Genomic DNA, 12,731 nt, shown 5'->3' with positions numbered 1-12,731 from the left:
TTCGAATCCCACCTCTTCCGCCAGTTCGCCTCTAGGGTGCCTGGAAGCCGAACCTATCGCGCATTGCGGCATCGGTTGCGTGCACCGGCGCATGCCGACTGAGCCAATCGAAGATGTACTCGTCGTGGTCGACATGGTTCCTGACGGTGTCGTCGGCTATGTAGAAGTGGCCGGACGTTAGCGAGAAGCCACACAGGTCAATTCTGCTCGCGCCCGACGTAGCGGTTAGCAGTGCGGCGAGCGCGCCATTTGACGGCGCGGACGGTCCGGTCAAGCCCGGAAGTTCATAGCCCGTCAGTTGTCTAACCAATACCCGCCTGCGCTCGGAGCGAAGTACCTCAGACTCGCGCCAATCGAAACCGAAATCCCGGTAACGATCCTCGAAATCCTTCATTTCGCCTGGATGCACCCACAGCATCCGCTCGGAGTACCTGCCACCGAGGTTGCGCAGTGTATGGCGGCAGGTACGTGTGGCTGCCCTGCAGATCTGGGCCCCCATCACCGTGATGTCGGCATGCCGCTCCAGGCCAAGGCCGGAACCATTGACGCAGACGATCGTGTTTCGGGCATAGCCGGTTGGCGGTAAGCGTCCGGGCGCCGAGCCGAACACGGTGCAGTGGCGACCGGCGACGAAACCGAAAACCGAAGGCAGTGCTTCTTCCTTGTTCATGGCCGCCAGGGTTCCTGCCTTTCCATCCACCCGAACAGGGCCGCGTAATCGTAGGTCCGCCACGCCTCGCTGCGGAGGGCCCGCAATGCTTCGGGATAGCTGTCGAACACCGGTATGTCGACGCCTGACGTGGCGATCAGGCCCTCGATCTTGTGGGTGTTTCCCTTCAGGGCAATGAAGGGGGTCCGCGCGCGGCATGCGGCATATACGGCATGGTGGCGGCCGGTGAACAGCACGCCCGCGGTCCTCAAAGAGCGAACCAGCGTCGACCAGTCCCATTCGTGCATCTGCACATAAGGAACCGTGCGGGTCCATTGCGTGGTGATCCGGGCGAAGGTCGCCAGGTCCCGTGAGTAGAAGTCGGTCAGCACCGTCGTGCCGCCAAAATCATGCATTGGCCCTTCGGCAGCCACGTCAAGGAAGAAGGACTGGTCGATGCAGACATCCGAAACCACGCCGATCGCGGCGAGCTCAGCCTGCGACATGCTCTCGCGCACGGTGACCCGCTCGCATCGCCTCAGGAGGTCGGCGTGCTCTGACGGGTTTTCCTGCCACACGGTGTTGACCAGGTAAACCTTCTTGCCGGTGTCGATCGCCCGCCGGATCTCCGCCATCTTCTTTCGGAAGCTTGTCGAATCATGGTGCATCGAACCCTCGCCGTTGACGACGAGGATCTCGTAGCTGTCTTCGTTCGGGGTGATGTGGCCAAATTTCCTGCAGGAGGCAAGGATCGCCTCGAATGCCGCCGCCGATCCGCAGTGGTAGGCGGAATGGTCGCCGATGATGCGGACTCTAGGCCGATCTGCGTCCCGACGGATTTGTAACGAATCGATATCTGTATTGGGCATACTGCCTCGGCATCATCATGGGTCGGGTCGGCAATCGCGTCGTCCTGCGGAACGATGGTCAGCGCTGCCGCCGCGTGGGCCTGGCGGATGTTAAATCATCCCGGCGGAAGGGACACGCGGGAACGGAGTATTCGGTCGGTTTCAATGCCGGCCTGCCCAGCGCGGCAGCCTGACCATATTGCCGACAACAAGAGGATGGCCGAGCGGTTTAAGGCACCGGTCTTGAGAACCGGCGACCGGTCAAACCGTCCGTGGGTTCGAATCCCCCCTCTTCCGCCAGTTGATCCTGCAGGGCAGGGCACAAAAAGGGAGGCCCCGATCGGGTGATCGGGGCCTCCTGTCTGGATCAGGTGCTCAGGCGCCTGGGATCAGCGCTTTTCGTTGACCTGGGCCGGATCCTTGCGGTCCGACTCGCCGGCCTGCTTCTTGCCGCCCTGCTGGTCGTTGTGCTTCGGGTCGGTGCCCTGCTTCTTCTGGTCGGCCTGGGCCTGACCGTCACGATCCTTGTTGCCCGGGGCGTTGTGGTTGGTCTTCTGGTCGGTGTTGTTGGTCATTTCGACTTCCTCGTCGTGGGGGGATGGGCCGGCGTCATTGCTGGCCCGGTGACGCACTGCAAAGGGCCGTGCGCACGGCCCTCAATCGGTGAACTTGTCGGAAACCCTCTTCGCGGTGGCCTGAACGGCGGTCTTGACCTGGGCTGCGGCCAGCGATGCGGCGGCGACGGGTGACTGCTTCCACGCCGCGTAGTCTTCGTCGAACTGCGCAAGTTCGGCGGGGGAAAACATCTCGCGCGCCATCTTGAACATGGTCTTTTCTTCTTCCCTGGCGTGGTGGTCGACCAATTCGCCGAACACCTTCGCGCGCCCGGCGAACTCGGGCGTGCCGACATCGGAAGCCTTCACGTTGGGAATGACGGTCTGTTCGACCGAGGCGTGTTCCAGCACGGCCTCGGCCAGGGTCTTGAGGCCCTCGCGGTCCGCACGCGCCTTGAACGCCGGGTAGAACACCTGCTCTTCCCACTTGGCGTGTGGCATCAGGTTGGCTTCGATCTTCGCCAGCAGGTCGGCGCGACCCTTTTCCGCGCGATCAGTGCTGCCCTCGATCTGCTTGAACAGATCACGCAGGACGGTGTGCTCGGACTTGAGGGTCTTGAGGATGTCGCGGGCCATGGATTACCTCGCTTGGCGATGGGGGGCAGCCAAAGAGGCTGCAAGGGGCGTGCCACGACGACGACTGACGCGGCGGAGCGTCCGGAGACGCCGCTGGGTGGCGGTCCTGGGTTGGTTGGCCGGATTCCGGCAGGTTCGAGCCGCAGGCCCGGCTTCGTGCAATGTGAGCGGCCCGCCGGATCCGGATCAGGCAGAGAGCCCGACGCGGGCGCCTGGGCTCAACCTGAAACGGTGACGTGCAAGCCCAGCGCCAGTACGTTGTAGCCGCCGTGGGCGATCAGGCAGGCGGGCAGGGAGCGGGTAAGCGCATAGACGGCGGCGAAGATGGCGCCCAGCACCAGCGTGCCCAGCAGTTCGGGACCGGAGAACGGGAGGTGGATGGCGGCGAAGGCGAGCACCGACAGTGCGCAGGCCGGCCACAAGCCGACGGCACGCTCGGCGACCGGGATCAGCCAGGCGCGGAAGGCCAGTTCTTCCAGAAAGGGCACGTACACGCCCACCAGCAGGATCACCGGCAGCGCCAACGGGTCCGGCCCCAGGCCCGATATGGCGTCGCTGCCGACCGACGCGGCCGGCCAGGCCAGGCGCAGCATCCGTTCGACCAGCGTCACGGCCAGAAGCCCGGCGACGGCGCCGCCGGCACCCAGGCCCAGGGTGCGCAGCAACGGCCGGGGCAGGTGCCAGGGCGTGGGCAGGGCATGGGCCAGCCCGAAACCCCAGTAGGCGATGAGCAGGGTGCCGGTGGGCAGGAACAGCGCCAGCAGCAGCGTGACCAGGGAATCGTCCCAGGCCGTGGAGTCGAGCGGGCTGGGCAGGTCGTTGTAGATGAAGACGTGCGCATCGCAGGCACGCACGCCCGATTCGTGCACCAGTTCGTCCAGCGTTTCCTTGGCGGCGGAGAGTTCGAACTCGCGCAGTCGCGAGAAGCCGACCGCGAGCTCGTGGCCGGCACATTCGGCGGGACGGTGGTCCGCGTAGCCGCCCTGGGCGAAGTCGCCTTCCGGGAACACCGGGTGGTCCAGCACCGCCTCGCGCAGGGACGCCAGCTGCGCCGGAGTGCCCTGCACCCAGACCAGGGTGCGGTCGTGGTGGCTGAGCGTGGTCAGCGCCAGGAACCATACGGCCATCAGCCCCACCAGCAGCGCCGGGAGCAGCAGCGAGAGGGCCAGCAGGCCGAAGCGATGGGCGAGGCGGGGAGGAGTCATGCCGGGCTGGTGCTTGGAAGGAAGGCCAGTGTTCACGCGCCGGGGCGCCGGGTCTGTCGGTCGCGGGCGCTGGCGGGGGTAGGCATTTTCAGCGGCCGGGCCGGGGCCGGGGCGATCGCGGGTGCAACTTGTCCGGCAGCGATAACGAGGTTCGCGCCTTTGTCGCCGCGTAGGAAATAACCTAGCGAACAGGCGGCAAGTTGCCGTAGCCGCGCCCACGCCGCCTCGCCTAGCGTGGACATCGAACCCCGGGGGGAGGGACGAACAAATGATCCGAGTCTTCATCGTTGACGACCACGCGCTGGTGCGCACGGGCTACCGGCTCATCCTCGAGCAGGGTGGCGCCGTCGAAATCATCGGCGAAGCCACCACGGGCGAAGAGGCCCTGCCGCAGATCCGCCGGCTGCAGCCCGACGTGGTGCTGTGCGACCTGCACCTGCCGGGCATCAGCGGCCTGGACGTCACCGAACGCATCGTGCGCGCTGACATCGGCACGCGCGTGATCATCGTCTCGATCCAGGAAGACGGGCCCATGCCGCGCCGGCTGATCGAAGCCGGTGCATCGGGCTACCTGGGCAAGGGCTGCGATCCGCAGGAACTGGTTCGCGCCGTCAGCGACGTCTTCCGTGGGCGGCGTTACCTGGCCAGCGATGTCGCCCAGCGCATGGCGCTCGACGGGTTCGGCGGGCAGTCGTCCCCCTTCGACCTGCTGTCGCCGCGCGAACTGCAGGTGGCGCGCTTGCTTTGCCAGGGCCTGCGCATGGAGGAAATCGGTCGCCGCCTCAGCCTCAGCGGCAAGACCGTGGCGACGCACAAATACCGCCTGTTTGAAAAGCTGGGCATCCGCGACGCGATTTCACTGGCCCGGCTGGCCGGCCAGCACGGTATTTCCGACCCGGCGTCGGCGCTCACGGCCTGAGGCCGGACCCACCAACAACAAGGGCGCCCTGGGGCGCCCTTGTTGTTTGCGTGCGGGTTGAGCCAGGGCTCAGCCGGCCTTGTCGGTCGGCGCCTGCTTCGGCTCGTCCGGATCAGCCAGCGACCAGTCCGGGGCCGACGGGGCCTGGGCCAGTGCCGGCTCGTCTTCGGCTTCGGGCTTAGTTTCAGGCTCGGCTTCGGTCCTGGCGACCGGTGCAGGTTCTTCGACCGGCTTGCTTTCCTGCACGACCGGCGGCGCCGGGTGCTTGGGCGGCGAATCGAACTGCGCCGGCTGGGTGCGCAGGTACGGATTCACCGGCTCGGGGTCGGGGATCAGGCTCTGCTGCACCGGCGGTGGTGCCGAACGCGGGGTTTCGGCAGCCGGCGCCGGCGCAGCTTCGGGCACGACGGCTTTGGCTTCAGCGGCGACGGGCGGGGCGACGACCGGCTCGGGCATGGTCTCGATGGCCACGGCCTGCACCGCCGGCTGCGGGGCCGGTTGTGCTTCCACGACCGGCTTGGCCACGGCCTCGGCAGGCTTGGCTTCTGGCCGGGGCGCCTCGCTGGCCGGCGGCGGAACCGCCTTGTCGGGCGCCGGCACGTCCACCGACACCACGGCGGCCGCCGTGGCGGCTACCGCCGGCACGACGGCCGGGGTTGGCGGGGTGATGTCGTCGAAATCGGACTCCGCGGCGGTTACGGCAGGGGCCGAGGTGTCGGCGGACCTGCCGCCCTGGGCCGGGCTGCCGGTCTCGCCGGACTCTTCGTCGTCGTTGCCCGATTCTTCGTTGCCATTGGCTTCGGTGCCGGTGTCCGCACGACGGCGGCGACGGCCACCTCGTCGGCCACGGCGGCGGCGGCTGCTGCCCTCGGTGGCGTTCGCGGCTTCGTCGCCGTTGCCTTCCCGGCCTTCGTCCTGGTCCAACGTCGCGTCGGCCTTGTCGGCCTCGGCATCCTGGCCCTCGTCCAGCTCGGAGGCCACGCCCCCGGCAGCCAGCGCGGCCTGCCGCGCTTCGCGGGCCGCACGACGCTCTTCTTCGCGCTTGAGGTTCTCCAGGCGCTGCTGCTCGCGGCGCTCGGCTTCCTTCTTCTGGTTTTCTTCGCGGCGCTGCTGGGCCTCGGCGCGCTTGGCCTCGTCCTGGCGCTTCTGGTCTTCGCTGCGCTCGGCCTTGGGCGTCCGGGCCTTGGCCGGCTGCTGCGCGGCCTTGCCGCCGCGGTCGCGCTCGATGCGGTCGCGACGACCGCCGCGCTCGCGACGACCGCCGCGTTCGCCGCGTTCACTGCGCTCGCCGCGGTCGGGGCGTTCATTGCGATCGCCGCGGTCGTTGCGACGGGGCTTCTTGCCTTCTTCGGCCGCCGGCGCGTCGTCGCCGGCAAACAGCGCCGCCAGGCGCGCGAAGAAACCGCGCTTGGCCACCGGGGCCTGGATGGCCGCGGGCAGCGCCGCCGCCACCGGCTCCGGTGCTTCTTCGCGAACCGGTGCCGGGTTCGGCGGGCGCACGGCGGTCACGGCCGGCATGTCGGGCACGTTGATGTGGGACTTGGTCAGCGCGTGCACGGCCAGCTTGCGCGGCGTGGTGCGGTGGTAGCTGGGACGGGCACTGTCCTCGCCCAGCTCGTTGTCGCGCAGGCGGCTGATGTTGAAGTGCGGGGTCTCGAGCTGGTCGTCGGCGACCACCACCACCGGTGCGTCGTGCCGGGTCTCGATCTCGACCAGGGCACGGCGCTTTTCGTTGAGCAGGTAGTTGGCGATTTCCGGCGGGGCCTGCACCAGCACCTGGCCGGTGTTTTCCTTCATCGCGTGTTCTTCGGCCAGGCGCAGGATCGACAGCGACAGCGATTCGACGCTGCGCATGCGGCCATGGCCTTCGCAGCGCGGGCAGACCACCTGGCTGGACTCGCCCAGGCTCGGGCGCAGGCGCTGGCGGCTCATTTCAAGCAGGCCGAAGCGGGAAATGCGGCCGATCTGGACGCGGGCGCGGTCCTGCTTGAGGGCCACTTGCAGGCGTTCTTCGACCTGGCGCTGGTGCTTGCCCGAGGCCATGTCGATGAAGTCGATGACCACCAGGCCGCCCAGGTCGCGCAGGCGCATCTGGCGGGCCACTTCGTCGGCGGCCTCGAGGTTGGTGTTGAACGCGGTTTCCTCGATGTCGCCGCCTTTGGTGGCGCGCGCCGAGTTGACGTCGATCGCGGTCAGCGCCTCGGTCTGGTCGACCACGATGCTGCCGCCCGAGGGCAGGCGCACCTGGCGCTCGTACGCGCCTTCGATCTGCGATTCGATCTGGTAGCGGTTGAACAGCGGGGTGGGGTCTTCGTAGAACTTGAGCTTGCGCAGGTTCTGCGGCATCACCGACTGCATGAAGTCGCGGGCCTCGTCGTACATTTCCTGGGTGTCGACCAGGATCTCGCCGACGTCGGCGCGCAGGTAGTCGCGCAGGGCGCGGATGATCAGGCGCGATTCCTGGTAGATCAGGAACGGGGCCGGCTTGGAGAGCGCGGCGTCGGTGATCGACTTCCAGACCTGAAGCAGGTAATCGAGGTCCCACTGCAGTTCGTCGGCGGCGCGGCCGACGCCGGCGGTGCGGATGATCACGCCCATTTCCTCGGGAATGGTCAGCGCGTCCATCGCTTCCTTCAGGGCGGCGCGGTCGTCACCCTCGACCCGGCGCGAGACGCCGCCGGCGGTGGGCGAGTTGGGCATCAGCACCATGTAGCGGCCGGCCAGGGAGATGAACGTGGTCAGGGCGGCGCCCTTGTTGCCGCGCTCTTCCTTTTCCACCTGCACCACGACTTCCTGGCCTTCGCGCAGGAATTCCTTCAGGCCGGCCTTGTTCGGGTCGACGCCGGGGACGAAGTAGTCGCGGGAGATTTCCTTGAGCGGCAGGAAGCCGTGGCGCTCGCCGCCGTATTCGACGAAGGCGGCTTCAAGCGAGGGTTCGAGCCGGACGATTCGGCCCTTGTAGATGTTGGACTTCTTTTGTTCCTTCGAGGGCTGCTCGATGTCGATGTCGTACAGGTTCTGGCCATCGACGATCGCCACGCGCAGTTCTTCAGCCTGCGTGGCATTGATCAGCATACGCTTCATGGTGGATTCCTCACGCGCTCGTACCGCGAGGAACGCCGGGGTCCGCGCCCGATGTTTCTGGTCCGGGGCGCGTTGCGCACCCGGGCCTGGCAGGAACTTCCAGCGCTACAGACCTTGGGCGTACCCACGGGAGCGCTTGTTTTGTTTGTTCGGTCTTAGGGCCCGGACCCCGCCTCGCGGCGTCCGGTGTTCGCAGGCTCGCAAGCCGGCGGCAATATCCGTCCGCCTTCGGCACCGGCTAACATGGTCACCCCCGTGGGGTGTGGTAGCGGTTCCTCGGGATTCTCAGGGGTCGGCTTTTGGCCGGGGAGCCCCTGCGAAATCAGGACGTTATCTCGCCCAGTGATTGTATAGGTGCAACCCCCATGGCGGCAAACCAAGACGTCTCGACCGGCGTGAGACTGGTCCGGGTCCCGGAGGACCGGGACGGCCAGCGGCTGGACAATTTCCTGCTGCTGCAGCTCAAGGGCGCCCCCCGGAGCCTGGTCTACAAGCTCGTGCGCAGCGGCCAGGTGCGCATCAACGGCAAGCGGGCCAAGGCCGACAGCCGCCTGAGCGGGGGCGACGAGGTGCGCATCCCGCCCGTGCGCCTGGCCGAACCGGGCGAGGTCCGGGCGCCGCCCAAGGGCATGCTCGAACGCCTGGCGGCCAGCATCGTCTTCGAGGACAAGGCCCTGCTGGCGATCAACAAGCCCAGCGGCATCGCCACCCACGGCGGCAGCGGCATCAGCTTCGGCGTCATCGAGGCGCTGCGGGCCATGCGCCCGGGCGAACCCCTGGAGCTGGTGCACCGTCTCGACCGCGACACCTCGGGCGTGCTGGTGCTGGCCAAGAAGCGTTCGGCGCTGCTGGAGCTGCAGGCCCTGATGCGCGCCGGCGAGGACGACGAAGGCCCGTCCAAGCGCTACCTGGCGCTTCTGGTCGGCCGAGTGCCCAACGGCACCCTGACCGTGGACGCGCCGCTGCAGAAGTCGGTGCTGCAGGGCGGCGAACGCATGGTGCGGGTCGATGCCTCCGGCAAACCCTCGGTCAGCCACGTGAAGGTGCTCGAACGCCGCGGCGGCCACAGCTTCTGTGAAGTGCGCATCGAAACGGGCCGCACCCACCAGATCCGGGTGCACGCCGCCCACCTGGGGCACCCGGTGGCGGGCGACGAGAAGTACGGCGACCGCGAGGCCAACAAGCGCCTGGCTGAACAGGCCGGGCTGCGCCGGCTGTTCCTGCACGCCGCCTCCATCGAGTTCGCGCTGGAGAAGGGCAGCAAGCCCTACCTGCTGAACGCGCCGCTGTCGGACGACCTGGTGGCGGTGCTCGACCGCCTGGCCTGAGCAGGGGCCGGCTGCTTATTCGCCGGCCAGCAGTTCGGCCTTCGCGGCACAGGTGAAGTCGTTTTCGCTCAACCCGCCGACGTCGTGGGTGGAATAGCGCACCACGGCGCGGTCGTAGTGCACGCCCAGGTCCGGGTGGTGGTCTTCGGCGTGGGCGACATAGGCCAGGGCGTTCACGAAGGCCATGGTCCGGTAGTAGTCCTTGAAGCGGAAGGTCCTGGTGATGGCCTTGCCCTCGTCGGCCAGCGTCCAGCCGGGCAGGGCGGACAGGCGTGCGGACACGGACGGGGCGTCGAGCTGGTGCTGGGGGCCTTTGAGCGGCTGGCAGCGGCGATCGGCGAGTTCGTTGATCGTGGTCATGACAGCGTTCCGGTGCGGGGGCAGCCAAGTATAGGCCCCGGGGCTAGAATGCACGGCATGATCAACCTGTCCGAAAGCGCCCAGACCTATTTCCGCCGCCTGCTCGATACCCAGGGCGGCGATGCCGTCGGCATCCGCCTGTCCGCGGTCGAGCCGGGCACCCCGCGCGCCGACGCCCGCCTGGAGTTCTGCGACAACGGCGACCTGCTCGGCGACGAGTGGGCGATCGAGTGTGAGGGTTTCACGCTGTTCGTGGATGGCGCCAGCGTGCCCTACCTCGATTCGGCCGAGATCGACTACGCCAGCACGGCGACCGGCGGCCAGCTCAATATCCGCGCACCGCGCATCAAGGGCGAAACCCCGGCCGCCGACGCCAGCCTGGTCGAGCGCGTGCGCTGGCTGATCGAGTCCGAGATCAATCCGCAGCTGGCTTCGCACAAGGGCCGGGTGGCGCTGGATTCGATCGACGCCGATGGCGTGGTCTACCTGCGCTTCGGCGGGGGCTGCCATGGCTGCGGCATGGCCGACGTGACGCTCAAGCAGGGCATCGAGACGCAGATGATGGCCCGTTTCCCCGAGGTCACCGCGGTGCGCGATGCCACCGACCACAGCACCGGCGCCGCGCCTTACATAGCCCGGGGCTGAACGCCTCGCCGGGTCGTTCGCCGGCTTAACCGTTTTTTTTCAGGGTAGGCCGTTAGTCTCTCCGGGCCTATTACCTGCGCGTGGACCGTGACCGAAGACATCGAGACACCCGATCCCGCGCAGGCCCTGGTCGATGCCAATCACCCTTGGCGACCGATCCCCGACGCCGATCCCATGCCGATGCGCCTGCGCATCGGCTTGTGGCTGATCATCACCGGCGGCCATTTGCTGGCGTTCTGGGTCCTGGACTCGGGTCGTTGGGTGGACCCGCTGCCACCGACGCCGCGTGAAACCACGCTGGTGTTCCTGGAGCCCATCCCGGAACCCGAGCCCGAGCCGGAACTAGAGCCGGAGCCGGAACCAGAGCCCAAACCTGTTCCGGAGCCGGAACCGCAACCCGAGCCGGAACCAGAGCCGGAACCAGAGCCAGAGCCCGAGCCGCAGCCGGAACCCGAGCCGGAGCCCGAGCCGGAGCCCGAGCCCGAGCCCGAGCCCGAGCCCGAACCCGAACCCGAACCCGAACCCGAACCCGAACCCGAGCCCGAGCCCGAGCCCGAGCCCGAGCCGGTGGAACCTGAGCCCGACCCCGAGCCTGAAATCGAGGTCGAACTCCCGGCCCTCGATCGCCCGGTGCTCGACGCCGTGGAAGTCCCCGAGCCCGTTTTTGATTCCCCGGTACCGCGGCCGTCGCCGGTCACCGTGGACATCGCCGTCGAAGACGCGCCGCCGCCGCCCGAGCTGGCGCGCGTCCAGGCGCAGGCCCCGACCATCGAACCTACCCCGCGCACCGACCTGCCCAGGCCGACGCCCGGCGTTGCCCTGGCCCCGGTATTCGATGTCACCGATGTCGAACGCACCCGGCCGAGCGTGGACTTCGAGCCGCTGGACCCGGACAAGAAAAAGAAGACCCGCATCGTCATCGATCCGATCACGCTCGAGCCGATCGAAATCGACGAAGCGATGGCGGCCGGCGACCCGCCGCCGCCGCCGTCCCCGGCGCAGCAGGCGGCGGATGTCTGGGCGCCGGAATCACGATCCGGCTCACCCGCGCTGCAGGCCGTCGAACCCTCGCCCAGCCGCGGATCGCTGTCGCTCTACAACCCCGACGGGTCCCTGGCGCTGCCCGACGAGGTGCGCGAACAGATCGCCGAATCCGGCGGCGACGACCGCCGCTTCGGCTTCCGGCAGCCGGGCCTGGAAGAGTCCGCCGAGTTCATGAAGCGGCGCAAGGTGCTTGAATACGAGCCCACGCGCTTCGACGCCGCCTGGCGTCCGAACAAGGACCTGCTGACCGAACTGCTGGAAAGGGCGGTCGAGGCCTCCACCATGTACGTGGATATCCCGATCCCGGGCAGCCCGGGTTCCAAATTGCGCTGCGGCGTGGTCCTGCTCGCCGCCGGCGGCGGCTGCGGCATCGTCAACGCCAATGACAACGATGCCGTGGTCAATGCCGGAGACGACCCCAATACGCTCAGCCCGGAAGAACAGCGCCAATGCGACCAGTGGTGGGAACAGATCGTCGACCCGCAAAGCCACGCCGCCTGGCGGCGCACGCGCGCGCTGTACGAAATCGAGTGCCGCAAGCCGCCGCTCAAGGACACGATGCCCCCGGGCTAGCCGACCAAGACAAAAGGCCCCGCGATGCGGGGCCTCCTGGGTTGCGGCAGTTGCCTGGTCCTCAGCGCTGGTCGACGTCGCTCAGGTCCTGCAGGTCGCCTTCCTGGGCCGCGTAGAACGCCGACAGGTCGTCGATGTCTTCGTCGGTCAGGGCGGCGGCCATGCCGGCCATGATCGCGTTCTGGCGTTCGCCGGAACGGTAGTCACGCAGGGACTTGGCCAGGTATTCCGGGTACTGGCCGGCGAGCTTGGGGTAGGTCGGATCCAGCGATTCGTTGCCGGTCGGGCCGTGGCAGGACGCGCAGGTCTTGGACTTTTCCTGGCCGGCGGCAACGTTGCCTGCCGGGCCGGCGGCGAGCACCGGGCTGGCCAGGGCCAGCAGCGACAAGGCGGTGAGGGTGCGGATGGACTTCATATGCGTGGCCCTCACTTCTGCTTCTTCACACTGGACAGGTAGGCGGCGATGTCGGCGATCTCCTGGTCGGAGAAGGACTCGGCCTGGGCCTGCATGGTCGGGTGCTTGCGCTCACCCTTCTTGTACGCGGCAAGCGCGGCCACGAGGTAGGCCTCGTTCTGGCCGCCGACTTTCGGCACCCGGTAGGTCGGGTAGGCGTTTTTATAGTCTTCGATGCCGTGGCAGCCGGTGCAGGTGTAGAACAGGGCCTTGCCGTTCTCGGCGTCGCCACTGGCGGCGGCGGGCAGGGCGGCAAGGGCGAGCGCCAGGCTGGCGGCGGGCAACAGGATTCGCTTCATCAGGGTTTGTTCCGGCTCGATAGGGTCGGATGGTGCGGCGTAAACCGAAAGTATAGCCGGAGCATCCTTCCCGAGACGAGGGGGCAGGCCCCGGACGTGGCAACCCTTCTTCACCGGTCGGCATCCTGACTTC

The 12,731-nt window shown here is 67.8% G+C and carries 13 protein-coding genes; 4 read left to right on the top strand and 9 right to left on the bottom strand.

Annotated elements, in window-relative coordinates; genetic code table 11:
- Positions 1–31: 31 nt before the first annotated feature.
- From IEX13_RS06090 to IEX13_RS06070, 5 genes are all read right to left on the bottom strand, one after another.
- Entirely contained in the window at positions 32–670 is a 639-nt protein-coding gene (locus IEX13_RS06090) for a hypothetical protein (RefSeq protein WP_188662222.1), read from the bottom strand.
- Positions 667–1,518 carry a glycosyltransferase family protein gene (locus IEX13_RS06085; RefSeq protein WP_188662220.1) on the bottom strand — a complete coding sequence of 284 codons (852 nt, stop codon included), beginning with the start codon at positions 1,516–1,518 and terminating at the stop codon, positions 667–669. The genes IEX13_RS06090 and IEX13_RS06085 overlap by 4 nt, the downstream gene beginning before the upstream one ends.
- A 368-nt stretch (positions 1,519–1,886) precedes the next feature.
- Positions 1,887–2,072, bottom strand: coding sequence for a hypothetical protein (locus tag IEX13_RS06080; protein WP_188662218.1), 186 nt, complete (start codon positions 2,070–2,072; stop codon positions 1,887–1,889).
- A gap of 81 nt (positions 2,073–2,153) precedes the next feature.
- On the bottom strand, positions 2,154–2,687 hold the full coding sequence (locus IEX13_RS06075) for a hemerythrin domain-containing protein (protein ID WP_188662216.1): 534 nt from the start codon (positions 2,685–2,687) through the stop codon (positions 2,154–2,156).
- A 218-nt stretch (positions 2,688–2,905) separates the two neighbouring features.
- On the bottom strand, positions 2,906–3,892 hold the full coding sequence (locus IEX13_RS06070) for a CPBP family intramembrane glutamic endopeptidase (protein WP_188662214.1): 987 nt from the start codon (positions 3,890–3,892) through the stop codon (positions 2,906–2,908).
- A gap of 268 nt (positions 3,893–4,160) precedes the next feature.
- On the opposite strand from IEX13_RS06070, the gene IEX13_RS06065 reads away from it, so the two are divergent.
- Complete coding sequence (locus IEX13_RS06065; RefSeq protein ID WP_188662212.1) at positions 4,161–4,811, top strand: response regulator; 651 nt, start codon at positions 4,161–4,163, stop codon at positions 4,809–4,811.
- Positions 4,812–4,880: 69 nt separating this feature from the next.
- Here the strand turns inward: IEX13_RS06065 and IEX13_RS06060 are convergent, their stop codons facing one another.
- Positions 4,881–7,895 (bottom strand): Rne/Rng family ribonuclease, encoded by a 3,015-nt coding sequence (locus tag IEX13_RS06060; protein WP_188662210.1) that lies wholly within the window; start codon positions 7,893–7,895, stop codon positions 4,881–4,883.
- A gap of 365 nt (positions 7,896–8,260) precedes the next feature.
- On the opposite strand from IEX13_RS06060, the gene IEX13_RS06055 reads away from it, so the two are divergent.
- Positions 8,261–9,223, top strand: a complete 963-nt coding sequence (locus IEX13_RS06055) for an RluA family pseudouridine synthase (RefSeq protein ID WP_188662208.1) — start codon at positions 8,261–8,263, stop codon at positions 9,221–9,223.
- Positions 9,224–9,238: 15 nt separating this feature from the next.
- On the opposite strand, the gene IEX13_RS06050 is transcribed toward IEX13_RS06055, so the two are convergent.
- Positions 9,239–9,583 carry a 4a-hydroxytetrahydrobiopterin dehydratase gene (locus IEX13_RS06050; protein ID WP_188662206.1) on the bottom strand — a complete coding sequence of 115 codons (345 nt, stop codon included), beginning with the start codon at positions 9,581–9,583 and terminating at the stop codon, positions 9,239–9,241.
- A gap of 57 nt (positions 9,584–9,640) precedes the next feature.
- Between IEX13_RS06050 and IEX13_RS06045 the strand changes: the two genes are divergently transcribed.
- The gene (locus IEX13_RS06045; RefSeq protein WP_188662204.1) at positions 9,641–10,228 is read left to right on the top strand and encodes an NfuA family Fe-S biogenesis protein; all 588 of its coding nucleotides are present in this window, start codon (positions 9,641–9,643) and stop codon (positions 10,226–10,228) included.
- Positions 10,229–10,315: 87 nt separating this feature from the next.
- The gene (locus IEX13_RS14215) at positions 10,316–11,845 is read left to right on the top strand and encodes a procyclic acidic repetitive family protein (RefSeq protein ID WP_229668469.1); all 1,530 of its coding nucleotides are present in this window, start codon (positions 10,316–10,318) and stop codon (positions 11,843–11,845) included.
- A 61-nt stretch (positions 11,846–11,906) separates the two neighbouring features.
- Here the strand turns inward: IEX13_RS14215 and IEX13_RS06035 are convergent, their stop codons facing one another.
- Both IEX13_RS06035 and IEX13_RS06030 read right to left on the bottom strand, forming a co-directional pair.
- Positions 11,907–12,260, bottom strand: a complete 354-nt coding sequence (locus IEX13_RS06035; RefSeq protein ID WP_188662203.1) for a c-type cytochrome — start codon at positions 12,258–12,260, stop codon at positions 11,907–11,909.
- Positions 12,261–12,271: 11 nt separating this feature from the next.
- Positions 12,272–12,598: a c-type cytochrome gene (locus IEX13_RS06030; RefSeq protein ID WP_188662201.1), complete on the bottom strand. Its 327-nt coding sequence runs from the start codon at positions 12,596–12,598 to the stop codon at positions 12,272–12,274.
- Between the last annotated feature and the right edge of the window lie 133 nt (positions 12,599–12,731).

The organism is Arenimonas soli, assembly GCF_014643775.1.
Taxonomy (GTDB): Bacteria; Pseudomonadota; Gammaproteobacteria; order Xanthomonadales; family Xanthomonadaceae; genus Arenimonas; species Arenimonas soli.
This window is presented reverse-complemented; position numbering and strand designations above follow the sequence as displayed.